Origin of the sequence: Flagellimonas abyssi, assembly GCF_019457905.1 — a bacterium.
Classification (GTDB): Bacteria; Bacteroidota; Bacteroidia; order Flavobacteriales; family Flavobacteriaceae; genus Flagellimonas; species Flagellimonas abyssi.
Window position 1 is genome coordinate 23,121 of the sequence record NZ_JAHZSV010000003.1, and the last position, 23,419, is coordinate 46,539.

Consider the following 23,419-nt stretch of genomic DNA (forward strand, 5'->3'; position numbering starts at 1 on the left):
ACAAAGACAGACCTGTCTTTCTACATCATTCCGTTGGCCTCTACCCATTTAAAGGTGTACTGTTCTTGCGAAAATTGCATGCGTTCTGAAATTCTTTGCAGGCGCTCAGGGAGCTTCATCAAATACACCCTAGCTTTCTCCGCTTGGTCGGAAAGTCCACGAAGATTTCCAATATCCCAATAATCGTTCAACTTTTTCAGGATATCGATATAATCCTGCGCCGTATATACTCCCAAACGTTGTGCGCAATTGGAAAACTGCTCAAAGGCTTCACCAATGCTTCCACCAGATTCCCTTAAAAAATGGGCGGGCATTACAATCTTTTTCTTCATCATATCTGCAAAGGCCAATACCATTCCATCAGGATCTTGCCCCATAATGGTCTTTACAAATTCACGATAGGCCAAATGATGCCTCATTTCATCTCCAGCGATGATGGTACACATTTTGGCCAACAACCCATTTCCTTTTTGCTTGGCCATCTTCCCGACACGCTTATGTGATATATTGGTGGCCAATTCTTGAAATGTAGTGTACACAAAGTTCTTATATGGATCTCTGTCAGTTCCAATGTCAAATCCATCGGAAATTAGGTGTTGCGTAGTAATTTCTATTTCACGCATGTTCACACGGCCTGATAGGTACAAATATTTGTTCAGGACATCGCCATGGCGATTCTCTTCCGCTGTCCAGGCACGCACCCATTTGCTCCAGCCGTTTTCTTTTCCACTATGTTGATCTATCCCTTCAACATCCATTAACCAAGACTCATATGTAGGTAGGGCCTCTTCTGTTATGGTATCGGCAACCAAGGTCACCCAAAAATCATATCCGAGTTCCTTGGCCTCACCGCGAAGCTTTTCAACCTCATCAAAAAATTTATCACTTTGGGAATCCGGCAAAAAATCTGTGGGCTGCCATATTTTTTCGGTCGGAATAAGAAACTCGTTCATAAAACCGTCAACCTTGGGCTCAATGGCCTGCATCACTTCCAATCTTACATTCTTTATCGACATACTACGGGGTTTTTTACAAAGGTCTTTATAATTTAATGAATTTAAATCAAATTTCTTCCTCTTTCTCCTGGATAAAATTTATGGACCGGATCACTTTGCCAAAATTCTTTGGTTTCTACATCCAATATCGTCAAACCGCCTTTAAAAGCAGCTCCTGTATCCACGTTCCAAACATTGGCCTTGTTCTGTGGTTTTACAAACTCTTTCTTGGAAAGCGGAGTGTGGCCAATATAAACCTCTTTGTAATGTGTCAGTCGCTTCGGGTACTTGGCATCCGTTGGTCCAAGATCGGGGTCCATGGCCGTGGCCAACTCCCATAATGTTCTGTCCCAATAAAAAGATTGCTCAAAATATTCGTAATCTATTCCCTTGAGGTTGGTGTAGCCTGCATGCAGATACAATCTGTTATCATTCTCCAAATAATAATTTTTGAGACTTTTATAAAACTTGATATGCTCGTCCCATTTGTTCCTATCAGCATTTAGATAACTGTTTCTTGTAGCAGTTCCACCATGGGCCAACCACTGCGGGTTTTCATTTTGGTCGACCAGCCAGGCCCTGCAAAGTTCATCATGGTTGCCCCTAATAAATGTGCAATGGTAATCGTTTTGCAGTTGAATCAAAAAGTCCACGGTTTCCACTGCCGTGCTCCAGCCATCAACATAATCGCCCAAAAAAATAATATGATCTTTCGGAGTTATTTTGGCTTTTGTCAAAAGTTGTTCCAAAGCCCTTACCCCGGAATGGATGTCGCCCACTACCAGTGTTCGCATAAAATAGTTTTTGACAATATTACATACAAATGGTTTGCCGATGAAAAATCATGGCGGCTTTATCTCGCATTTAACCTAGAATTCAAATAAACCTAACCGTTTTTTGGACATGGTATTATTTTCTATGTACCTTAGAATATTCCGAAAACGATATGAAAAAAGTATACTGCATTGGCGAAGTGTTGATAGATTTCGTTGCCGAACGACAAGGAAGCGACCTTTCCAAAGCAAACCAGTTCACTAAAAAAGCAGGTGGAGCACCAGCCAATGTGGCCTGTGCCATTTCCAAACTGGGAGGTAACGGAATTTTTATTGGTAGCGTTGGGAATGATCCCTTTGGCAAATTTCTTTTGAAAACCTTAAAAAATGAAGGGGTTGATGTTTCGCTCACCCAATTATCCGATACGTTTACAACTCTTGCCTTTGTTTCCCTCTCGGAAGATGGCGAACGTGATTTTGTTTTTAGCAGGGGAGCCGATAAAGAACTAAAATACAATCCAGACCTGCGGAAAAACCTTCCAGGAAACATTCTTCACCTTGGAGCAGCGACCGCACTTTTGGGTGGGCCTTTGGAAAAAACATACGGCAGATATCTTTTTGATGGGCTTACCAAGGATATGTTCATTTGTTTTGACCCCAATTTTAGAATCGATCTCTGGAAGGATGATGAGGAAACTTTTATAAAAAAGTGCATGCCATTTGTGGAAAAATCCCATTTGTGCAAGTTTAGTTCCGAAGAGGCCCAACTTATTTCAGGAAAGGAAGATTTACATGATGCTTGCGATGCCCTGCATAAGGTAGGAACAAAAATAATCACCGTTACTTTGGGAAAAGAAGGGACCTTGCTGAGCATGAACGGCAACAAAAAAGTAATTCCCAGTGTAAAAGTAACCCCTGTTGACACCACAGGTGCCGGCGATGCCTTTATCGGATGCCTATTATACCAAATTTCAGATTTGGGCAATTTTGAACCTGTTTTCGAGGATTTCTCATTGCTTGAAAAAATGGTAGCTACCGCCAACAAGGCCGGTGCCATTACCACTACTAATTACGGAGCCATTGTGGCATTGCCCACCAAGGACCAGCTCGATAAATAAATGAACCAAGCCAGCTTACATAAACTAATTCCCCAGACAGAAAAGGATGCCAAAAAGCTCTTTGAGCTGCGATTGGCCACCAACCTTACCTTGATTCAAAAGCAGTTCTTCTCCTTATATACCGAAGAGCATCACGAAAAAGATTTTCAGAAACTGTTGAAGCTTCTTCCGAAGTTGTTTGAGGAAAGGCCCGACCACTTAAAAAAACAAGATCTTGAGCGTATCAACGCAGCAAATTGGTACCAGTCCGAAAAGCTCATGGGGATGCAGCTTTATGTAGAGCATTTTAATAAAGACCTTAAAGGACTTCAAGAAAAAATACCCTATTTCAAAAAACTTGGAATCAACTTTCTGCATCTAATGCCCATTACTACCCGGCCCAAAGGAGAAAGTGATGGGGGCTACGCGGTAAACAGCTATCTGGAGGTGGACAAAAAATACGGTTCCAAAGAAAATCTCCTGGAATTGACCAAGGCCTTTCGCAAAAATGGTATCTACTTGATGCTTGATTTTGTGGTCAACCATACCTCCGACGAATTTTCGTGGGCCAAAAAAGCGAAGAAAGGGGATAAAAAATACCAAGGCTACTATTACACCTACGAAGATTTTACAATTCCGGCCGAATTTGAAAAAACCCTGCCCGAGGTGTTCCCAGAAACATCACCCGGTAATTTTACTTACATCCCCGAAATGGAGAAGTGGGTAATGACGGTCTTCAACAGTTATCAATGGGACCTCAACTATACCAATCCCGAAGTATTTCTGGAGATGCTCACCAACTTGGTAAAGCTAACGGATATGGGCGTGGATGTGGTGCGTTTTGATGCCCTTGCCTTTCTCTGGAAAAAAATCGGGACCATTTCCCAAAACTTGCCAGAGGCACACAACCTTATCTCCCTCTTCCGGATGTGCCTGCAAGTGGTGGCCCCAGGTTCCATTCTGTTGGCAGAGGCCATTGTAGCACCAACCGATATCGTAAAATATTTTGGAGAAGAAGAGAAAAGGGGCAACGAATGTGAAATTGCCTATAATGCTTCCTTGATGGCTCTCTTATGGAACTCCATTGCCACAAAAAAAACACAATTGCTTTATAAAAGTTTGATGCACGTTCCACCCAAACCACAAGATTGTACGTGGATCAATTACATTCGTTGCCATGACGATATTGGATTGGGGTACGAAAACCATCTGATCCAAGAACTGGGTTGGAATCCCGAAATGCATAGAAAATTTTTGCTGGACTATTATTGCCAACGATTGGATTGGTCGCCTGCCACGGGACTGCTTTTTATGTACAACCCAAAAACGGGAGATGGTCGCATCACGGGAAGTGCAGCTTCTTTATTGGGACTTGAAAAAGCCATCAAAACCAAAAACGAAGCGTTATTGGAAGAGTCGGTAAAGAAAATTGTTCTGCTGCAAGGCATCACATTGGCTTTTGGCGGCATTCCGTTGATCTACGCTGGGGACGAAATTGGAACACTGAACGACTACTCCTTCCAAAATGATGCTTCCAAAAAAGGGGACAGCCGATGGGTGAACCGCCCGATGCAGGATTGGGAAACCATCACAAAATTGGACAAGGAGGTTTCACCCCAATCCAGAATATTCCACACCCTTCAGAGGCTCATCAAAATAAGAAAGGAAAACTCCGTTTTTGCCGACCATAACAATCTTGAACTGTACCATACAGGAAATGACCATGTTTTTTCTTTTGAAAGGCCAGAGGACCAAAAAGGGCTATTGGTCATCTGTAATTTTGATGAAAACCCACAAGTTATTGATAGTGCCTGGATCAAAAAATTGGGGTATTTCAGTAAAGGAGAGCCGTTGGATTTGGTATCCGGTGAAAAAGTGGGCCTGAACAGTGCTCTTTTGGAACTAATGCCCTACCAGATGCTCTGGCTAATGAAGTCCTAGGCATACCTGACCTTTCGCAATATCCGTTGCGACTCTTTCAAGGATTGATATACGTGGCTATCATATGCTTTTAACAGCGCCCGTGCCCCATCCATTTTATCCTTGGCCTCTTCAAAACCGTTCAAATAACAAATGAGGTATGTCGCGGGAAGGTGCGTCATATCCGTGTGTTCGGAATCCGTGAGGGGAATATGGCTTTCCAGTTTTTTGAGCAGGGCATTGTTCGTGTTGTACACGTGGTACAGCGTTTTCTTATCAAACTGTGGCGGTTCAAATATCAATTTGTTGTTGATGGTATACTTGCCATTGTCCGAAAATGTGATCGTCATCTCTTCCAAGGGGTAATATTTCTGTTGAGATCCCAAACCCAGTTGCACATATTCCAACGTTTTGAAAGAATCGTCATCATAATCAATGGTAATTTCATCCAAAGCCGAATAGAACAATTTTACCTGTTCGTTGATGAGCTCAATATCCACCCTTGAATAGTAAATCTTTCCTTTTACTTTTTTCTTGTTCCCCGCCCAACAGACCACAAATTGTTCCTTGAACACTTTGTAATCGCTTGTTAAATCGGGATGCCTTGTATTGAAAAAATTCAACACGGCATCCAAAGTATACTCTATATTGTTCCGAGCATGCTGCTCAATGGTGGCTACCTTTTCGGAATTGATGTCCTTCAACGTTATATCAAAAGCTTTGGGCAGGCTGATGCTTCCTTCACGAAAGAAAACGGCTCCCCCGTAGTACTTCCAGATATTTTTGCGCAGGGCACAGACCTTTCCGTTCGATCTAATGGTGACCAACCCGACCACCTTACCTTCGGGCAAGTGGGGAAAGGGAATATTTTCATAGGAAATCAGAGGTGGGTTGTCCAAATAGGCATTGACAAGATTTTGGATTTTGCTGTCATCAAAAAAATCGACGCCAACAATTGTATTGTCCTCATCCTCCACTCCGATTACGATAAAGGAATTGTTTTTGGGGTTGCTGTTGGCCAAAGCGCAGACATGCTTTAAAAACTTGGCCTTGCCTTCCTTTTCCCCAATGGATATAAAACGCTTTTTGTCGTAAAAACTATTCTCATCGTTGTGGGCCAATAAGTTTTTTACGAGTAGGCGTTTATTGATCATAGTTCCTTGTTCACAATTGTGCTGCTGGCCTGTGCTGTGGGCATTACCACAAGGTCGGCAATGTTCACGTGATATGGCCTCGTGACCACGAACAGGATAATATCCGCAATATCCTCAGGTCTTAGGGGTTGAAATCCTTTGTATACATTAGCTGCTCTTTCCGAGTCTCCCTTGAACCTTACATCGCTAAATTCCGTTTCCACCAAGCCAGGGTTTACGGCACCCACGCGAATTCCGTATGCATTGAGATCTATACGCATACCTTGATTGATGGCATCCACGGCATGCTTACTGGCACAGTATACATTTCCATTAGGGTACACTTCCTTCCCTGCCGTAGAACCGATATTGATGATATGCCCCGATTTACGTTCCGTCATTTTCGGGATGATGGCCTTGGATATGTAGAGCAATCCTTTTACGTTAATGTCCAACATAGCATCCCAATCATCCGGGCTGCCCTTATCTATGGGATCCAATCCGTGGGCATTCCCAGCATTGTTGACCAAGATATCAATCTCGGAAAATTCCTTGGGCAAACTTTTGATGGCCGAGAAAACATCCTCACGATTTCTGACATCAAAATTAAGCGTGAAAATGGCCGTATCTCTTCCCAACTTATTTCTGAGTTGCTCCAAGCGCTCCTGTCTTCGCCCACAAAGAATGAGATTGAAACCTTGCTTTGCAAAAAGTTCTGCCGTCGCTTTGCCAATTCCGCTGGTTGCTCCTGTAATCAATGCTATTTTCGCCATTTTCAATTTTTACGGAACATCGTGACCTTGGCTTGCCACCAAAAGTGTAAACCAATCCTGAAGTTCCAGTTCTATTTTTGCGGCCGCAGCCGATTGTTCAATTCTTTTCTTGTTCGTAGTTCCGATGACAGGGTGCACGTTGACGGGATGTTTTAAGATCCACGCCAAAAGCAACTGGCTTTCGGTTGCATTGTACTTTTCCATTAGGGGCGGCATCGCTTCTTTAATGCGCTCCACCTGTTCATCGGTTTCCCTAAAAAAGCTGCCCAACGGACTCCAGGCCATGGCCATTCTCTTGTTGGTGATGCAATCATCAAAGGTACCATCGTACATGGGGTCGTGGTGCGTTAAGGAAAACTCTACCTGGTTCCCTTCAACGGCAATGGCATTTTCCAACATGGCCACTTGGTAGGTCGTAAAATTGGACACCCCAAATTGTTTGATTTTCCCACTTTGCAACAAATGTTGGGCGGCCTCCGCCATTTCATCGGGATGCATCAATGGACTTGGTCTGTGCATCAAAAAAAGGTCCAGATAATCCGTATGTAATTTTTTCAAGGACTCTTCCGCCGACCAGATGATGTAGTCCTTATCATATTGATAATGATTGACTTTATTGTTCCTACCGCGGGTCATCTGAATCCCACACTTGGTGATCAATTGGATGTCCTCCCTTTTGATTTTACTATCCTTAAAAGCGGCTCCAAAATCGCCCTCGGTAGAATAGCTGCCGTAAATGTCGGCGTGGTCAAAAGTGGTGAGTCCACATTCGATGCTGTGGTGCATCAATTCGATCATTTCATTCTTGGAAAGTTTTTTTCCCCAACTTCCCCAGGTCATTGCTCCCGATATAATGCGGGAAAATTTCGTTGTCTGTTCCATATGCGCTGAAAGTATAAAATTAAACCCTTAAATCCTTCATAAAACTAGGGGTTTAGCGTTTTTTTTAACCATTAATTAACAGGCAGGTTTTAAATAAATTTTCATTTTGCACACCTTAGTTAAAACCCCGACCTTAACACCAAACAATAAAAGTATATAATGGAAGAAAACACTACTATTGATATTAGTGCTGTGAATGAGAAAATTGCCCAAGAAAGCGCTTTTATTGACCTTTTAAAGGTTGAAATGAACAAAGCGATAGTAGGGCAGACCCATATGGTCGAACGCTTGCTCATTGGTTTATTGGGCAAAGGGCACATTCTGCTCGAAGGTGTTCCCGGACTGGCAAAAACGCTCGCCATCAACACCTTGGCAAAAGCAGTGAAAGGAAGTTTCAGCAGAATACAGTTTACTCCCGATCTTTTACCTGCCGACGTTGTTGGTACGCTTATCTACAACATAAAGGAGAACGACTTCTCCATAAAAAAAGGACCCATCTTTGCCAACTTTGTATTGGCAGACGAGATCAACAGGGCCCCTGCCAAAGTACAGTCCGCCCTTTTGGAGGCCATGCAGGAAAAGCAGGTGACCATTGGTGACGAGACCTTTATTTTGGACAAACCGTTTTTGGTAATGGCCACCCAAAACCCAGTGGAACAAGAAGGAACCTACCCACTTCCCGAAGCACAGGTAGACCGATTTATGTTGAAAACAGTAATCGATTATCCTAAACTCAACGAGGAGCAGCTCATAATACGCCAAAACCTGAGAGGTGCTACCGAACCCGTTAACCCCGTGGTTTCTTTGGAGCAAATTCTAAGGGCCCAAGAAACCGTACGTGAGGTTTATATGGATGAAAAAATTGAAAAGTACATTCTCGACATCATCTTCGCAACGCGGTACCCGGAAAAATACAATTTGGAAAGCTTGAAGCCGCTCATCAGTTTCGGTGCTTCCCCGAGGGGTAGTATCAACTTGGCCAATGCCTCCAAATGCTATGCGTTCATCAAGCGAAGAGGTTACGTGGTTCCCGAGGATGTAAGGGCCGTGGTACACGACGTACTTCGCCACCGTATCGGGATCACCTACGAGGCCGAGGCAGAAAATATTACTTCCGAAGAAATCATCAACAAGATTGTAAACGAGGTAGAAGTGCCTTAGCGGTTCAATGTTTATCGGAATAAGTAGCAATACTTTTAACCAACCCGAAAACCTATTTTTTTGAACCAAATGGATACAAAGGAACTACTAAAAAAAGTACGTAAAATTGAAATCAAGACTCGGCGTCTTTCCGACCATATTTTTGGTGGGGAATACCATTCTACGTTCAAGGGTAGGGGGATGACGTTCAGCGAGGTACGCCAGTATCAGTTTGGTGATGATGTGCGCAGCATTGACTGGAACGTGACCGCGCGCTACAATGAACCTTATGTTAAGGTTTTTGAAGAAGAGCGCGAACTTACCATGATGCTGATGGTGGACGTGAGCGGCTCGGAACTTTTCGGCACCTCCAACCAGTTCAAAAAAGACATTGTCACCGAAATTTCGGCCACGCTTGCCTTTTCCGCGCTTCAGAACAACGATAAGGTCGGTGTGATTTTGTTTTCCGATGAGGTGGAACTCTTCATCCCGCCAAAAAAAGGAAAAAGCCACGTACTCCGAATCATTCGCGAATTATTGGAATTTCATCCAAAAAGCAGCGAAACCAATATCGCGGAAGCCTTAAAGTTCTTGACCAATGTGATGAAGAAAAAAGCCATTGTTTTTGTGCTTTCGGATTTTATCGCCGACGATTACGACAATACGCTTCGCATTGTGGGCAACAAACATGATGTTACAGGAATCCGGGTGTACGATGAGCGCGAGGAAACCATTCCAAACTTGGGAATGGTGCAAATGCAAGATGCAGAAACTGGTGAAATACAATTAGTGAACACCCAATCCAAACAAGTACGTTCAGCTTACGGACAACATTATAAGGACAAAGTTGCCTATTTTTCCAATTCCTTTAATAAATCTGGATGCGGTGTAATCAATTGTCGGGCGGATGAAAGTTATGTGAAAAAGCTGTTGGGCTATTTTAAACGTAGAGGATAATGCGAATGGACAACCTACATAAAATTGGAAGCATAAAAGGAGCCCAACACATTTTGGGTGCTTTTTTGTTACTGATGCTTTTACCTACGCTCGGTTTTTCGCAAACACAACCCAAGGTCGATGCCGAAGTGGACACCTTGGCCATTAAAATCGGAGAACAGATCAAATACAAGATTACGGTCGAAGCAGATTCCACCGATGTGGTTTTCTTTCCCGAGGGCCAAACTTTTTCCCCACTTGAAACCGTAGAGGCCATAATGGCCGACACCCTCAAAAATGATGACAAGGTCATTCTTCAAAAAATATATTCGCTCACACAGTTTGATAGCGGTGCATATACCATTCCCCCACAGCGAATCGCCATCAACGAGCAGCCTTTTTTCACGGATTCCTTCCAAGTTAAGGTTGCCGATGTAGCAGTGGACACCACTAAACAGAAGATGTACGACATCAAACCCTTGATTGAGGTAGAGCGGAGCACCGCCGACATGTGGCTTACCGCACTTTGGATTCTTTTGGGGCTGATTGTGGTAGGTGGATTGGTCTATTGGTTCTTTTTGCGCAAAAAGCCATTGACCGAGGAAGAGAAAGTCGCCTTGCTCCCTCCTTATGACCGAGCGTTGATGGAGCTGAAAAAACTGGAGAATTCAAGGTATCTCATTCAGGATGAGTACAAACAATACTATTCCGAGCTTACCGATATTGTTCGTTCCTATTTGGAAGAAGATGTACACGTGACGGCCATGGAAAGTACCACCTCGGAGCTTATCACCAAATTGGAAATGTTGCGCGATGCCGGTGAACTTAAGTTAGAGGATGATACCATCCAACAATTTCAAAAAATATTGCAAACGGCTGATTTGGTTAAGTTTGCCAAGAACAAACCAGCATCGTCCATTGCGGAACAGGATAGAAAATTGGTCGAAGAAATTGTGACCAAAACGCACGCTGGACTACCCGAGCCTACCGAAGAAGATTTGTTGTTGGACGAGGAATATCTGGAAGAACTTGCGAAGAAAAAACAACGCAAAAGAATCTATTGGGCCGCGGCCATTTTTGCAGGGATCATTGTTCTGGGCGGTATTGGGTCTACCATTTATTTTGGAACCAAAAAAGTGCGTGATACCGTTTTTGGCTACCCCACCAAAGATTTATTGGAGAATGAGTGGGTGGCCAGCTCCTATGGTTTCCCTCCCATTCAAATAGAAACTCCTGAGGTTTTGGTGCGCCAAGAGCCACAGCTACCCAAAGAAACCGAGGAACTCATCAAAGAACTTCAGGCCTTTTCCTATGGAAGTTATGTTGGTATTTTTTCCGTAAGCACAAGCTCCATAACCTTTAAAGAAGAAAAAGAAGAGCCTCAATTTGATGCGGTTATCGGTTCCACCTTAGCCAATTTTGAACAACTAGGTCTTAAAAACATCATTACCAAACAAGAAGAATTTGTTACCCAATCCGGTGTAAAAGGGATGAAAACTTATGGTACCGGAACTCTGGAACGACCCAATGGAGACTCCAAAAGGGCCAAATACAACATTCTCACCTTTGGCGGTAAAGGTTTTATCCAGCAAGTGGTGATCACTTGGGAAGAGGAAGATGAATATGCAGAGCAGATTGTTAACCGGATTTTAGGAAGTCTTGACGTAAAAACACAAGTATAAATGTTTGAGAATATAGAATTTGCAAACCCTGAATTTTTCTGGCTGCTATTACTGCTGCCATTGGCTTTGCTATGGTATTTTTTCAAACGGAAAAATGAAATGGCATCCCTCCGTATTTCTAGTATCAAAGGGTTTACGGTAACGAGCTGGGCCTCAAAATTGAAACCCATCCTGCTAGTAATCCGTCTTTTGGCCTTGGCTGCCATTATAACGGCATTGGCAAGACCTCAAACGGAGGATATTTCAACAAGGACAAAAACCACGAAGGGTATCGATATTGTGATGGCCATTGATGTCTCGTCCAGTATGTTGGCACGTGACCTTAAACCGGACCGCTTGACCGCCTTAAAAGAAGTAGCGGCCGATTTTATCGAAGGGCGCCCAAACGACCGAATCGGTTTGGTAAGCTATGCCGCTGAAAGTTATACCAAAACACCAATTACCAGTGACAAAGCCATAGTATTGAACTCTTTGGAGGAAATCACCTATGGTGTACTGGAAGACGGTACGGCCATAGGAATGGGACTGGCCACATCGGTTAACCGCCTAAAAGAAAGCAAGGCCATTAGTAAAGTTATCATTCTTTTAACGGACGGTGTCAATAATTCTGGCTTTATTGAGCCTAGAACCGCCGCCGATCTTGCAATCGAATTCGGGATTAAAACATACACCATTGGTATAGGAACCAACGGAAACGCATTATCCCCGATCGCATATAACAGAGACGGGTCTTACAGGTACGGAATGCGACAAGTAGAAATCGATGAGGAATTGCTTGAAGAGATTGCCGATGTAACCGGTGGAAAATATTTCCGTGCTACCGACAATGAGTCTTTGGAAGCTATTTACGACGAGATCAACAAATTGGAAAAAACAGAAATAGAAGAGTTCAAGTATTACAAATACGAGGAAAAATTCAGGCCATTGATTTTCTTGGCCGGAATATTATTGTTGTTGGAATGGGGATTGCGAAACTCCATCTTTAAAAGTTTTATTTAGAAGATGATTCAGTTTGACGAAAAAATATATTTCTACCTCTTGGCCATAATTCCGGTAATGGCCCTGACGTTCTTTTTTCTTCAAATTTGGAAGAAAAAAACACAGAAGCGATTTGCTGATTTAAAGCTATTGAGACGTTTGGCGCCAAATAAGTCAAACTTTAAATCCACACTTAAATTAGTACTCTTATTAGCGGGAATTTCCTTTTTGGTTTTGGGACTGGTGAATCCAAAAATCGGCACAAAATTGGAAACCGTAAAACGTGAAGGAGTAGATATTGTATTTGCACTTGATGTTTCCAAAAGTATGTTGGCAGAGGATATAGCCCCCAACCGATTGGAAAAATCCAAACGTATTGTGTCGGAAATCATCAACCAATTGGCCAGCGACCGAATCGGGATCATTGCCTATGCCGGGCAGGCCTATCCCCAACTCCCCATCACTACGGACTACGGAGCGGCAAAAATGTTCTTACAGAGCATGAACACCGATATGTTGTCATCACAAGGAACCGCCATCAACGCAGCCATAGATTTGGCCAGCACCTACTATGACGATTCCCAGCAAACGAACAGAGTACTTTTTATTGTTTCCGACGGAGAGGACCATTCCGAAAGTTCTACCATAAATGCCGTTGAAAAAGCTACACAAAATGGAATCCGTGTGTATACCATTGGGGTAGGTAGCACCAAGGGGGCTCCGATTCCCATCAAGCGGAACGGAATCGTGGAAAGCTTGAAAAAGGACAACGAAGGAGAAGTGGTCATCACCAAACTGAACGAAAACGTATTGACAGAGATTGCCAATCAGGGCAATGGCGAATATATTGATGGTTCCAACACGGAAAATGCTGTGGAATACATCAAAGAAGAACTGAACCGAATGGACAAAACGGAATTTGAAGCCAAGCAGTTTGCCGAGTACAAGGATCAATTCCAATGGTTCCTCGCCGCAGGCTTTTTATTTCTATTTTTGGACATCTTCGTTTTGGATAGAAAAACACAATGGTTGAAAAAACTGAATCTTTTTAATGAGCACGATGATGAACAAGATTAAGTTGATGTTTGGACTATTGCTCTGTTTTGGCGCGGTCCAAGCCCAAGATGACATTACCGAAAAAGCGAACAGAGAAGCAGAAAAAGCATTGCAAGCTTCTAAAAACCTCACCTTCGAGGCCAATGAAGAGCTTACCTCAAATGATTTTGTAACGGCAGAGGCCGACTACAGGAAAGCCATATCCAAAAGCAATAAAAATGCCGTGGCAAGATTTAACCTAGGTAATGCTTATTATAACAGGGAAAGTTTTGGCGAAGCCTTTGGACGTTATAAGGAAGCCAGTGATACTGCCGAAGAAAAAGGAGAAAAGCACAAAGCCTTCCACAACATGGGCAATGTGTTCATGAAACAAAAAGACTATAAGCAAGCTGTTGAGGCATACAAACAGGCATTGCGAAAAAATCCCAACGACGACGAGACCCGTTATAATCTTGCTTTGGCAAAAAAAATGCTGGAAAAACAACAGGACGAGCAAAAGAACGACCAAAACCAGGACAACGAAGACAAAAAAGACGAAGAAAACGAGGACAAGGACAAAAACAAGGACCAGAACAACGAAGGGGGCGATAACGAGAAGAAGGACGAGGGCGAACAAAAAGAAGACGAAAACAAGGATAAAGGTGACCAAGGTGATAATGGTGAAAACAAGCCCGAAGAAAATAAAGAGGGCGAAGGCGATAAGAAAAAAGAGCAAGAGAAGAAACCTAATGAAGGTGACCAACCCAATGACAAACAGCAACAGCCAAGACCCAACCAACTTTCTGAGCAGCAAATCCAGAATTTACTAGAGGCCATGCAGAACGAAGAGAAAAAAGTTCAAGAAAAAATGGAGGCCCGTAAGGTTCGTGGGAAAAAAATCAAAAACGAGAAGGACTGGTAATGAAATTGTTGAAAGGCAACATATTGCTTTTTTTGGGAATGTTCCTCCTTGTGGGGATTTATTCGCATGCCCAAGACGAAACCAAGGGGGTAGAGTTCACAATGAACTTGAGCAAAGAGGAATTGGGAGTCAATGAGCGTCTGAGGGTAGATTTTACCATGAACAAGGATGGAGACAACTTTAAGCCGCCGCAATTTGAAGGATTCAATGTGGTTATGGGGCCATCACAATCTATCAGCTCATCTTGGATAAACGGCAAAAGAAGCTTTTCCAAGACCTACACCTATATTTTGGTCCCCACTGCAAGGGGCAGCTTTACCATCAATCAAGCAACTATAGAGATTGCAGGGCAGACCTACAAGACCACACCGCAAAAAGTTGAGGTTACGGCGGCTGTGGACAAACCTAATTCTCAGAAAACCGTAGACGATGTTGCCGACGAAAACCTTCATCTGGTGGCAGAGGTATCCAAAGGCAACCCGTACATGAACGAAGCCGTTACGGTCATATACAAACTGTATGTGAGTCCTAACGTTAGTGTTACCAACTATCGCCCATTGGACAACCCTACGTATAACAATTTTTGGAGCCAGGACATTCCCGTTACCAAGCATACTGCACAAAATGGTACCTATCAAGGCAAACCATACCGCTACGTGGTCTTAAAGCGTGTTGTGCTATACCCTCAAAAATCCGGTCAATTGAATATTGAACCGCTTTCCTTGGAAATATTTGTGGACGTTCCAACGAACCGTCGTGACTTTTTCGGCGGAAGGATTTATACCTCGACCAGTAAGACGGTATCCGCAGGAAGCAGAACCATCAATGTCAAACCATTGCCTGAAGCAGGAAAACCAGCTGGTTTTAGTGGTGCTGTCGGTGATTTTGACTTTTCGGTAACCACTAGCAAAACACAGTTGAACGCCTCGGAATCGCTACAGGCAAAGGTGGAAGTTTCTGGAAAGGGCAACCTAAAATTGTTCCAACTCCCGGAACCCGAACTTCCCAGTTCATTGGAGGTCTACGATCCAGAGTATGAGGAATCCATAAACACGTACAGTTCTGGTATGGAGGGCAAAGTGTCTAACAATTATACCATTGTACCATCATTTAGGGGAAAATACCCTATACCAAGCATATCTTTCAGCTTCTTTAATCCAGGTACCGGCAAATACGAGACCATACGTTCGGAAGAAATAAATATCGAGGTGATAGAAGGACCAACAGCCAGTTCAGGAACTTTGGCCGGTCCATCATCCAACAAACAAGTGGTTGTTCCCACGGGCGATCAATTCCACTTTATCAATATAAACCCAAACCTAAGTGCCATTAGTTCAGAAAAATTCTTTGGCTCCAACCTATTCTTCATTTTATTGTTTGCTCCATTAATATTGATTCCAATTGCCATTTTTACGTTTAAAAAACGAGAAGCAATAGCTAGTGATGTTGTGGGCAATAAAATCAAAAGAGCAAACAGATTGGCCAGAAAATATCTGTCAACGGCCAAAAAGGAACTCGGTAACAAAGAAGCCTTTTATGTGGCCTTGGAAAAGGGGCTGCACAATTATTTGAAAGCCAAATTACATATTGAGACATCTGAGTTCAGCAAGGATAAAATTACGAGCATCCTTTCTGAAAAAAATGTAAACAATTCGGACATCCAAGGCTTTATAAGTTTATTGACCAGTTGTGAAATGGCACGTTACAGTCCTTTCTCCAATGTACAGATGCAACAGGATTATGAAAAGGCGAGTGAGGTAATCTCTAATCTGGACAAACAACTATGATCATCATGAAGAAGATTGCATTTTTGATATTGCTGCTTTCCTTCTCTTTTGGTTTTGCCCAAAACGAGGCGTTATTTAATAGAGCAACGGAACTGTACAATGATGCCGAATATGCTGCAGCTATAGATAATTACAAGCAAATTCTGGATAATGGCCAACATTCCGCTTCTTTATATTTTAATTTGGGGAATTGTTATTACAAACTCAATGCCATTGGGCCGAGTATTTACTACTACGAAAAAGCGCTGCTTTTGAGCCCCAATAACGAAGAGATTCGAAATAATTTAGCATTTGCGCAAAATATGAGGCTCGATGCTATAGAGGAAATGCCAAAAACGGAGATGTCAAGAATATATAATTCCGTCATTGGTATATTCACATCGGACCAATGGTCCTATCTGGCCATTTCACTTGTCTTTTTATTTGTGCTTGCGTACATGGCCTACTACTTTTTGAGGCCTGCCAACCAAAAAAGAGCAGCCTTTATTTCCAGTATGCTATCGCTTGTTCTCTGTTTGGTCTGTATTTTATTGGCATACCTTAACCACCAACAGAACAGGAACGACGACCCTGCAATCATATTTGCAAAAGAAGTCAACGTAAATGCAGAACCGAACGTAAACAGTAGTACAGCTTTTACTCTTCACGAAGGAACCAAAGTGAACGTTTTGGACGAACTCGACGAATGGAGGAGAATCCGTATTGCAGATGGACAAACAGGTTGGTTACAAGTTGACAGTATCAAGAAAATCAAGGAGTTTTAGACAAAAACCCCTTTTCCTTGCCCAGAATTCCTTATTTTAGATAAAATTGATGTTTTTGTGAAGACACTCCTGTTCCCTATGATATCATTGTTACTGATATTTGCATTATCAGTATCCCCAATTATTCCCTTGTTGGATAAAGAATCGGGCAAAACAATAGTTATTGGTGCGGCTGAAGAGGAAAAGAGCAGTAAAACGTTCACCATCGAAAAATTTGATGAAGCCGATACGTTCTATAAATATTTTTTTGATTCACATAATCAACACTTCGTACAAGATAGCTCTTTGGGTTATCTTGGATATATTTTCCCCTTTTCGGACTATACCGTAGAAATCTTGGACCCTCCCCCTAGAAATTTGGTGTAAACTTTAGTTCTAAATCAAATTTTTAACCTTCTTCTATGAAAACCTAACCAAAAAATAGAAGAGTAATCTTACACATCATCATGTTCAAGTATATTAAAAATGACTTGCCTGCCAGTATTGTGGTCTTTTTTGTGGCACTCCCTCTATGTCTGGGAATTGCCTTGGCCAGTGGCGCACCATTGTTCTCGGGCCTTATAGCAGGTATTATCGGAGGAATAGTAGTGGGAGCATTGAGCGGTTCCCAAATTGGGGTCAGTGGTCCAGCGGCCGGACTTGCCGCAATAGTTTTAACGGCAATCGGTACCTTGGGCGGATATCAAAACTTTTTGGTGGCTGTGGTCCTGGGCGGCATCATACAGCTCATATTTGGCTTTTTAAAAGCCGGTATCATCGCCTATTACTTTCCGTCTTCCGTAATCAAAGGAATGCTTACAGGTATAGGTATCATAATCATCTTAAAACAAATCCCCCACTTTTTTGGCTACGATGCCGATCCTGAGGGTGATTGGGCATTCTTTCAGGTGGATGGAGAGAACACTTTTAGTGAAATCATCAACTCCATCAACTATATAAGTCCAGGGGCGACCTTAATTGCCATAATCGGACTGGCCATACTTGTTTTATGGAGTACCGTACTGACCAAAAAATCAAAGATTTTTGAGTTGGTGCAAGGTCCGTTGGTTGCAGTGGTCCTGGGAATCGTTTATTTTTCGGTCACAAATGACGACCCCACCTGGGGAATTTCTGCCGAGCATTTGGTAAAGGTTCCTGTTCCCGATAGCCTTGAATCTTTCTTGGGCTTTTTTAGTTTTCCCAATTTCTCGGCAATCTCCAACATGGATGTCTGGGTCACTGCGTTCACCATTGCATTGGTTGCCAGTTTGGAGACCTTGCTTTGTGTGGAAGCAACGGACAAGTTAGATCCTGAAAAACGAACCACGCCAACAAATCGCGAGCTAATGGCGCAAGGGGTTGGCAATACACTTTCCGGCCTGATCGGCGGTCTCCCCGTTACGCAAGTAATTGTACGTAGCTCCGCAAACATTCAATCTGGAGGTAAAACAAAGGCGTCCGCAATCATTCACGGGTTTTTCCTATTGGGATCGGTAATTTTGATACCCACGCTACTCAATATGATACCTTTGTCCGTTTTGGCGGCAATCCTATTTGTAGTAGGCTATAAACTTGCAAAACCAAGCCTTTTCAAGACAATGTACCAAGCAGGATGGAAACAATTTGTCCCTTTTGTGGTAACAGTGGTAGGAATCGTTTTTACCGATCTTTTGGTCGGAATTAGTTTGGGCCTAGGTGTTGGTATCGTCGTAGTCTTGATAAAAAGTTATCAAAATTCCCACTTTTTACATATTGAGGACAGTGGCAACGGGTCACATAAAATAAAGATGACTTTGGCAGAAGAAGTCACCTTTTTTAACAAAGGTGCCATTTTGAAAGAACTGGACAGTATTCCAGAAAATTCTTACCTAACTTTGGATGTTAGAAAAACACGTTATCTTGACAATGATATCGTAGAAATTCTAGAAGATTTTTCAAGCAAGGCGAAGAACAGAAACATTGATATTAAAATTATTTCGGAAAGAGGTGAAATCGAAAACCCTGAAAGCTATATCGAGTTTTTTAATCTAAGACCTAAAAAAACAGCATAAAAAAATAGAAATGAAAGCACATACGAAAGAAACACAAGCGACCATGTCGCCCAAAAAAGCCATTCAATTTTTGAAGGAGGGCAATGAGCGTTTCCAACGAAATTTAAAGGCAAACAGAAACCTTTTGGAACAGGTAAACGACACCAAAGACGGCCAATTTCCCTTTGCCACTATATTAAGCTGTATAGACTCTAGGGTGTCTGCGGAATTGGTTTTTGATCAAGGATTGGGAGATATCTTCAGCGTTAGGATCGCGGGAAACTTTATCAACCAAGACATTTTGGGAAGTATGGAGTTTGGCTGCAAACTGGCAGGGACAAAGGCCATTGTGGTATTGGGCCATACCAGTTGCGGTGCGGTAAAAGGTGCCTGTGACCATGCCAGAATGGGCAATTTAACCAGTTTGATCAATAAAATCGAACCAGCAGTTTATGCAGTAAAGGAGCCAAAAGACGAATCCCTCAGGAACTCACAAAACCTAGAGTTTGTGGATGCCGTAGCCATGAAAAATGTGGAGATGGCCCTGGAAAACATCAGGAACCAAAGTGTTATACTTAAAGAGATGGAAGAGAAAGGTGAAATCGCCATTGTAGGTGCCATGTACGACATCTCGGATGGTAAGGTTACTTTTCTTTAATCCAATAATACTTCAAATATACAAGCCGATGGAACCATCGGCTTTATTTTTTTATTCCAGTTATTTGGAGATACCGTCTGCATTGCAGTATTTTACCCCTTCCTTTTTGATACAACATGATTCCAATAAAATTTCCAAATGATTCCGGGCCCATTTATTTGGAAACCGTGGAAGGAAGGCTTCCCGTAGAACCATTCAATACCTTTAGCAACTTAATCTTTTTGGTTTTGATCATTTATTGGGGAGTAAAGGTGTATAGAAACCCAAGAGAGCATCGGTTTTTGGCATGGGTTCTTCCTGTCATCGGAATTAGTTTTGTTGGAGGGACCATTTATCATGCAACACGCAGTCATGAGTTTTGGCTTCGTTTGGATTGGATGCCCATAATGTTCCTTTGTGGGGCTCTGGTTATCTATTTTATCTTCAAGCTCGTGGATTCTTGGTGGCAACGGCTGGTTTGGATCATCGTCTTGCTCGGAGCTTCTTTTTTATTACGGATTCTTCCCCTACCATCTGGGTTAAGAATTTCTTTGGGTTACATCATTACCGCTGCTACTATATTGATTCCCATCATCTGGTATTTAATCAAAACCAAAGGGAAAAATTTGGGCTTGGTGGTAATCGCCTTCCTCATTTTTGGGATTGCGATTTTCTTTCGGAGCATTGATCTCCATCAAAACTTCTTTCCTATGGGGACCCATTGGCTTTGGCATCTTTTGGGTGGTATTGCAGTTCATTTTTTAATTACCTACATATTCAAGGACAATTTGCTAAATTTGTCCGCCAATAGCCAAAGTAGTCATGATTGATACCATAAAGGAACATATTGCCGAAGTAGAAAAATTCACTTCGACATCCAAAGAAGAAATAGAGGCTTTCCGAATCAAATATTTGGGAAAAAAAGGTCTATTGAACGGTTTCTTTGCCGAATTCAAAAATGTTCCCAACGAACAGAAAAAAGAATTTGGACAAGTGGTCAATCAATTAAAAAATACAGCCACCGAAAAGGTGAACGCCTTAAAGAATGCTCTGGAAAATCAGGCCGAAACTGTTGGTAAATATGGCGACCTTACCCGCCCCGGCGAACCTGTTGAAATAGGAGCGCGTCATCCCATCAGCATTGTAAAGAACCAAATCATCGATATTTTCTCCAGAATTGGCTTCAATGTTTCCGAAGGACCAGAGGTAGAGGATGACTGGCACAATTTTACAGCTTTGAATTTGCCCGAGTATCATCCGGCAAGGGATATGCAGGATACCTTTTTTATTCAAACGGACCCGGATATATTATTGCGCACCCACACCTCATCTGTACAGGTACGATATATGGAGGCCAATAAACCGCCCATTAGGACGATTTCTCCTGGACGTGTGTATAGGAACGAGGCTATTTCCGCCCGCTCGCATTGCTTTTTCCATCAGGTTGAAGGTTTGTACGTGGACAAGAACGTATCGTTTGCGGATTTGAAGCAGACCTTGCAATATTTCACATCCGAAATGTTCGGGAAGTCCAAAATCAGGTTACGCCCATCCTATTTTCCATTTACGGAACCCAGTGCCGAAGTTGACGTCTATTGGGGGCTTGAAACTGAAACGGATTACCGTATGACCAAGGGTACCGGTTGGCTGGAAATTATGGGCTGTGGCATGGTAGACCCCAACGTACTTAAAAATTGTGGGATAGACCCAGAGGTATATTCCGGGTTTGCCTTTGGTATGGGGATAGACCGTATTGCGTTGCTATTGCACCAAATTTCCGATATACGATTGCTCAGCGAAAATGATGTCCGCTTTTTGGAGCAGTTCAAAAGCGCACTGTAAACCCAAATCATGAAAAAGGATATTGAAATTCCTGTAGCCAAGGATGTCCACGTTGTGGTAATCCGGGAGTGGAACGATAAATTTCTATCCAAAGAATGGAACGCATATCTCATCAATAATCGTTCTGACACAATAGAAATGACCATTGTAGTTTCCAAAGGTTTTGATGGGGATAAGAAAACATCCACCATGCGTCACGGTATTGGGATCGTGGATGCAAAGTCCTTCAAAAAAATTGAGTTTTTACAAGAAGAGGTGCTAGCCCTCAACAATGAGTTCTTTGTTACGTTTTTTGCCGAGAACAAACTCTTTGAAAAAAGGTTCCTGTTTCCCAAAAATACCATATCCGAAAACAGTCTTACCGCCATTCCCATTATAGAAAAAGATGGGATTCTTCCTGAAGATTGATTTATCAAATAAAATCAAGATTTCACTTTTAACAAACATTTAGGTTCAATTAGTTCGGTTAGTTCCGAACCAATTGTAAATTTGCGCCTTCAAAATCCATCTTATGGAAAAATCGAAGGAAGAAATTGTAGAAACTATTGGTCTTCACTTAGAAGAGGAACATAATCTACCTCCATTGGCGGCTCGAATTTATGCCATCCTAATTTTGACCGACAAGGACGGTTTGACCTTTGATAGCTGCCTAGACAGGTTAAGTGCGAGCAAAAGTTCTATATCAACTTCAATCAATCTATTGGTGAACATGGGCCTTGTCACCTATTTCACCAAGTCCGGTGACCGAAAGAGATATTTTAAAACTGCGAAGAAGAAAACTTTCTTTTTATCCAAACTCCAGGAAAACTTAAAGCGTATTGAAAGTGAAAAGCACATTATCACTTTGGTAATGGGGTATCACGAACAATACTGTCCTAAAAAATTTGAGGAAGGGCAAGTCCGCACCAGGGTATATCTGGATTATGTGAACGAAACCGAAAAAACCTTAAAAAAATCGATCAAGAAACTCGAATCAATTTTAAATGAGTAGTCACTCCAACAACCAAAAAAATAGCAAAGTAATTTCGTACATGAAAACAATCAAATCAATCTTAGCATCATCAAGTGTACTTTTATTCATAGCCTGTGGAGGTAAAGATCAACAACAAGCCCCTGCACAGCAAGCGCCATCGCTGAAAGTAAGCACTTTGGAAAAGCAGGACATAACGCTTTTCGATTCATATTCCACCAACATTCAAGGTGTCCAAAACGTTGAGATCTGGCCAAAGGTCTCTGGTTTTGTACAGCATATTTATGTGGAAGAAGGCCAAAAAGTAACCAAGGGCCAGTTATTGTTCAAACTGGAGACACAAACCTTGTCACAAGACGCTGAAGCGGCTAAGGCTGCCGTCAACGTTGCACAAGTAGAAGTGGACAAATTGGTTCCATTGGTAGAGAAAAACATTATTAGCGAAGTACAACTGGAAACGGCAAAAGCCCAATTGCAACAAGCAAAAAGCAATTATAGCAGTATTGCCGCAAACATTGGCTATTCCAATATTGTTAGCCCGGTAAACGGTTACATTGGCGAAATACCCTATAAAGTTGGTGCCTTGGTAAGTAGTACCATGGGAAATCCATTGACTGTGGTGTCCGATATCAGTGGTATACGCGCCTATTTCTCCATGAACGAAAAACAGCTCCTTAAGATGAAGAGCCAAATGACAGGCGATGGGTCTACAGCTTCTTCAGAGAACGCACCAGAAGTTGAATTGGAGATGATCAATGGCGAGACATACCCTCAAAAAGGGAAGATTGCCATGGTGAACAATATCATCAACCCAACTACCGGAAGCGTAACATTGAGGGCCGATTTTGATAATCCCAACCTTTTGTTGAGTTCGGGTAGTACAGGTACCATTAAAGTTCCATCCACTTATGAAGATGTATTTGTTATCCCTCAATTTGCGACTGTTGATCTTCAGGGCACCAAAATGGTGTACATAGTAAACGATGATAATACCGTAAAAACGGTTCCATTGACCATTACGGCACAGACCAATAAAGAATTCATCGTAAAAGATGGATTGGAAAATGGAAGCACCATCGTTACCGAGGGCGTATCCAAGCTTAAAGACGGTCAGACCATCAATCCTGTAAAACAATAATTACAA

General features: G+C 42.4%; 23 protein-coding genes. 18 read left to right on the forward strand and 5 right to left on the reverse strand.

Annotated elements, in window-relative coordinates:
* Nucleotides 1-20: 20 nt before the first annotated feature.
* Nucleotides 21-1,016 carry an acyl-ACP desaturase gene (locus K1F36_RS02790; RefSeq protein ID WP_220112461.1) on the reverse strand — a complete coding sequence of 332 codons (996 nt, stop codon included), beginning with the start codon at nt 1,014-1,016 and terminating at the stop codon, nt 21-23.
* A 41-nt stretch (nt 1,017-1,057) separates the two neighbouring features.
* Entirely contained in the window at nt 1,058-1,789 is a 732-nt protein-coding gene (locus K1F36_RS02795; RefSeq protein ID WP_220112462.1) for a metallophosphoesterase family protein, read from the reverse strand.
* Between the two features lie 152 nt (nt 1,790-1,941).
* On the opposite strand from K1F36_RS02795, the gene K1F36_RS02800 reads away from it, so the two are divergent.
* Nucleotides 1,942-2,886: a carbohydrate kinase family protein gene (locus K1F36_RS02800; RefSeq protein WP_220112463.1), complete on the forward strand. Its 945-nt coding sequence runs from the start codon at nt 1,942-1,944 to the stop codon at nt 2,884-2,886.
* Nucleotides 2,887-4,806 (forward strand): alpha-amylase family protein, encoded by a 1,920-nt coding sequence (locus K1F36_RS02805; protein WP_220112464.1) that lies wholly within the window; start codon nt 2,887-2,889, stop codon nt 4,804-4,806.
* On the opposite strand, the gene K1F36_RS02810 is transcribed toward K1F36_RS02805, so the two are convergent.
* From K1F36_RS02810 to K1F36_RS02820, 3 genes are read right to left on the reverse strand one after another with little or no spacing between them, the layout of a single operon-like run.
* The gene (locus tag K1F36_RS02810; RefSeq protein WP_220112465.1) at nt 4,803-5,939 is read right to left on the reverse strand and encodes an ATP-binding protein; all 1,137 of its coding nucleotides are present in this window, start codon (nt 5,937-5,939) and stop codon (nt 4,803-4,805) included. The genes K1F36_RS02805 and K1F36_RS02810 overlap by 4 nt on opposite strands.
* Nucleotides 5,936-6,691, reverse strand: a complete 756-nt coding sequence (locus tag K1F36_RS02815) for an SDR family NAD(P)-dependent oxidoreductase (protein WP_220112466.1) — start codon at nt 6,689-6,691, stop codon at nt 5,936-5,938. The genes K1F36_RS02810 and K1F36_RS02815 overlap by 4 nt, the downstream gene beginning before the upstream one ends.
* Before the next feature lie 9 nt (nt 6,692-6,700).
* Nucleotides 6,701-7,573: an aldo/keto reductase gene (locus K1F36_RS02820; protein WP_220112467.1), complete on the reverse strand. Its 873-nt coding sequence runs from the start codon at nt 7,571-7,573 to the stop codon at nt 6,701-6,703.
* Between the two features lie 159 nt (nt 7,574-7,732).
* Here K1F36_RS02820 and K1F36_RS02825 point away from each other — a divergent pair, with 159 nt between their 5' ends.
* The 16 genes from K1F36_RS02825 to K1F36_RS02900 all read left to right on the forward strand — a co-directional run bounded on the left by K1F36_RS02825 (nt 7,733) and on the right by K1F36_RS02900 (nt 23,413).
* Nucleotides 7,733-8,734, forward strand: a complete 1,002-nt coding sequence (locus K1F36_RS02825; protein WP_207030881.1) for an AAA family ATPase — start codon at nt 7,733-7,735, stop codon at nt 8,732-8,734.
* Nucleotides 8,735-8,803: 69 nt separating this feature from the next.
* Entirely contained in the window at nt 8,804-9,670 is an 867-nt protein-coding gene (locus K1F36_RS02830; protein WP_220112468.1) for a DUF58 domain-containing protein, read from the forward strand.
* Complete coding sequence (locus K1F36_RS02835; RefSeq protein ID WP_220112469.1) at nt 9,670-11,331, forward strand: BatD family protein; 1,662 nt, start codon at nt 9,670-9,672, stop codon at nt 11,329-11,331. Before K1F36_RS02830 ends, K1F36_RS02835 begins: the two co-directional genes overlap by 1 nt.
* The gene (locus K1F36_RS02840) at nt 11,332-12,330 is read left to right on the forward strand and encodes a vWA domain-containing protein (RefSeq protein WP_108245753.1); all 999 of its coding nucleotides are present in this window, start codon (nt 11,332-11,334) and stop codon (nt 12,328-12,330) included.
* A 3-nt stretch (nt 12,331-12,333) separates the two neighbouring features.
* Entirely contained in the window at nt 12,334-13,386 is a 1,053-nt protein-coding gene (locus K1F36_RS02845; protein ID WP_220112470.1) for a VWA domain-containing protein, read from the forward strand.
* Nucleotides 13,373-14,266 carry a tetratricopeptide repeat protein gene (locus K1F36_RS02850; protein ID WP_220112803.1) on the forward strand — a complete coding sequence of 298 codons (894 nt, stop codon included), beginning with the start codon at nt 13,373-13,375 and terminating at the stop codon, nt 14,264-14,266. Before K1F36_RS02845 ends, K1F36_RS02850 begins: the two co-directional genes overlap by 14 nt.
* Nucleotides 14,266-16,053: a BatD family protein gene (locus K1F36_RS02855; RefSeq protein WP_220112471.1), complete on the forward strand. Its 1,788-nt coding sequence runs from the start codon at nt 14,266-14,268 to the stop codon at nt 16,051-16,053. Before K1F36_RS02850 ends, K1F36_RS02855 begins: the two co-directional genes overlap by 1 nt.
* A gap of 5 nt (nt 16,054-16,058) precedes the next feature.
* Nucleotides 16,059-16,817 (forward strand): SH3 domain-containing protein, encoded by a 759-nt coding sequence (locus tag K1F36_RS02860; protein ID WP_220112472.1) that lies wholly within the window; start codon nt 16,059-16,061, stop codon nt 16,815-16,817.
* A 57-nt stretch (nt 16,818-16,874) separates the two neighbouring features.
* On the forward strand, nt 16,875-17,183 hold the full coding sequence (locus tag K1F36_RS02865) for a hypothetical protein (RefSeq protein ID WP_220112473.1): 309 nt from the start codon (nt 16,875-16,877) through the stop codon (nt 17,181-17,183).
* 80 nt (nt 17,184-17,263) lie between these two features.
* On the forward strand, nt 17,264-18,847 hold the full coding sequence (locus tag K1F36_RS02870; RefSeq protein WP_220112474.1) for a SulP family inorganic anion transporter: 1,584 nt from the start codon (nt 17,264-17,266) through the stop codon (nt 18,845-18,847).
* Between the two features lie 10 nt (nt 18,848-18,857).
* Nucleotides 18,858-19,484 (forward strand): carbonic anhydrase family protein, encoded by a 627-nt coding sequence (locus tag K1F36_RS02875; protein WP_220112475.1) that lies wholly within the window; start codon nt 18,858-18,860, stop codon nt 19,482-19,484.
* Nucleotides 19,485-19,600: 116 nt separating this feature from the next.
* Nucleotides 19,601-20,293 carry a ceramidase gene (locus K1F36_RS02880; protein WP_220112476.1) on the forward strand — a complete coding sequence of 231 codons (693 nt, stop codon included), beginning with the start codon at nt 19,601-19,603 and terminating at the stop codon, nt 20,291-20,293.
* Entirely contained in the window at nt 20,286-21,305 is a 1,020-nt protein-coding gene (gene pheS, locus K1F36_RS02885) for a phenylalanine--tRNA ligase subunit alpha (RefSeq protein WP_220112477.1), read from the forward strand. Before K1F36_RS02880 ends, pheS begins: the two co-directional genes overlap by 8 nt.
* A gap of 9 nt (nt 21,306-21,314) precedes the next feature.
* Entirely contained in the window at nt 21,315-21,713 is a 399-nt protein-coding gene (locus tag K1F36_RS02890; protein WP_220112478.1) for a hypothetical protein, read from the forward strand.
* Nucleotides 21,714-21,816: 103 nt separating this feature from the next.
* Nucleotides 21,817-22,296, forward strand: a complete 480-nt coding sequence (locus K1F36_RS02895; protein WP_220112479.1) for a transcriptional regulator — start codon at nt 21,817-21,819, stop codon at nt 22,294-22,296.
* Nucleotides 22,297-22,336: 40 nt separating this feature from the next.
* On the forward strand, nt 22,337-23,413 hold the full coding sequence (locus tag K1F36_RS02900; RefSeq protein WP_258538918.1) for an efflux RND transporter periplasmic adaptor subunit: 1,077 nt from the start codon (nt 22,337-22,339) through the stop codon (nt 23,411-23,413).
* Nucleotides 23,414-23,419 lie beyond the last annotated feature (6 nt).

Coding starts and splice junctions, on each gene's coding strand:
- K1F36_RS02850 (WP_220112803.1), top strand. CDS start 13,373: ATGAACAAGATTAAGTTGATGTTTGGACTATTGCTCTGTTTTGGCGCG.
- pheS (WP_220112477.1), top strand. CDS start 20,286: ATGATTGATACCATAAAGGAACATATTGCCGAAGTAGAAAAATTCACT.
- K1F36_RS02890 (WP_220112478.1), top strand. CDS start 21,315: ATGAAAAAGGATATTGAAATTCCTGTAGCCAAGGATGTCCACGTTGTG.
- K1F36_RS02830 (WP_220112468.1), top strand. CDS start 8,804: ATGGATACAAAGGAACTACTAAAAAAAGTACGTAAAATTGAAATCAAG.
- K1F36_RS02800 (WP_220112463.1), top strand. CDS start 1,942: ATGAAAAAAGTATACTGCATTGGCGAAGTGTTGATAGATTTCGTTGCC.
- K1F36_RS02790 (WP_220112461.1), bottom strand. CDS start 1,016: ATGTCGATAAAGAATGTAAGATTGGAAGTGATGCAGGCCATTGAGCCC.
- K1F36_RS02795 (WP_220112462.1), bottom strand. CDS start 1,789: ATGCGAACACTGGTAGTGGGCGACATCCATTCCGGGGTAAGGGCTTTG.
- K1F36_RS02815 (WP_220112466.1), bottom strand. CDS start 6,691: ATGGCGAAAATAGCATTGATTACAGGAGCAACCAGCGGAATTGGCAAA.
- K1F36_RS02870 (WP_220112474.1), top strand. CDS start 17,264: ATGTTCAAGTATATTAAAAATGACTTGCCTGCCAGTATTGTGGTCTTT.
- K1F36_RS02825 (WP_207030881.1), top strand. CDS start 7,733: ATGGAAGAAAACACTACTATTGATATTAGTGCTGTGAATGAGAAAATT.
- K1F36_RS02880 (WP_220112476.1), top strand. CDS start 19,601: ATGATTCCAATAAAATTTCCAAATGATTCCGGGCCCATTTATTTGGAA.
- K1F36_RS02840 (WP_108245753.1), top strand. CDS start 11,332: ATGTTTGAGAATATAGAATTTGCAAACCCTGAATTTTTCTGGCTGCTA.
- K1F36_RS02895 (WP_220112479.1), top strand. CDS start 21,817: ATGGAAAAATCGAAGGAAGAAATTGTAGAAACTATTGGTCTTCACTTA.
- K1F36_RS02860 (WP_220112472.1), top strand. CDS start 16,059: ATGAAGAAGATTGCATTTTTGATATTGCTGCTTTCCTTCTCTTTTGGT.
- K1F36_RS02805 (WP_220112464.1), top strand. CDS start 2,887: ATGAACCAAGCCAGCTTACATAAACTAATTCCCCAGACAGAAAAGGAT.
- K1F36_RS02845 (WP_220112470.1), top strand. CDS start 12,334: ATGATTCAGTTTGACGAAAAAATATATTTCTACCTCTTGGCCATAATT.
- K1F36_RS02875 (WP_220112475.1), top strand. CDS start 18,858: ATGAAAGCACATACGAAAGAAACACAAGCGACCATGTCGCCCAAAAAA.
- K1F36_RS02835 (WP_220112469.1), top strand. CDS start 9,670: ATGCGAATGGACAACCTACATAAAATTGGAAGCATAAAAGGAGCCCAA.
- K1F36_RS02820 (WP_220112467.1), bottom strand. CDS start 7,573: ATGGAACAGACAACGAAATTTTCCCGCATTATATCGGGAGCAATGACC.
- K1F36_RS02855 (WP_220112471.1), top strand. CDS start 14,266: ATGAAATTGTTGAAAGGCAACATATTGCTTTTTTTGGGAATGTTCCTC.
- K1F36_RS02810 (WP_220112465.1), bottom strand. CDS start 5,939: ATGATCAATAAACGCCTACTCGTAAAAAACTTATTGGCCCACAACGAT.
- K1F36_RS02900 (WP_258538918.1), top strand. CDS start 22,337: ATGAAAACAATCAAATCAATCTTAGCATCATCAAGTGTACTTTTATTC.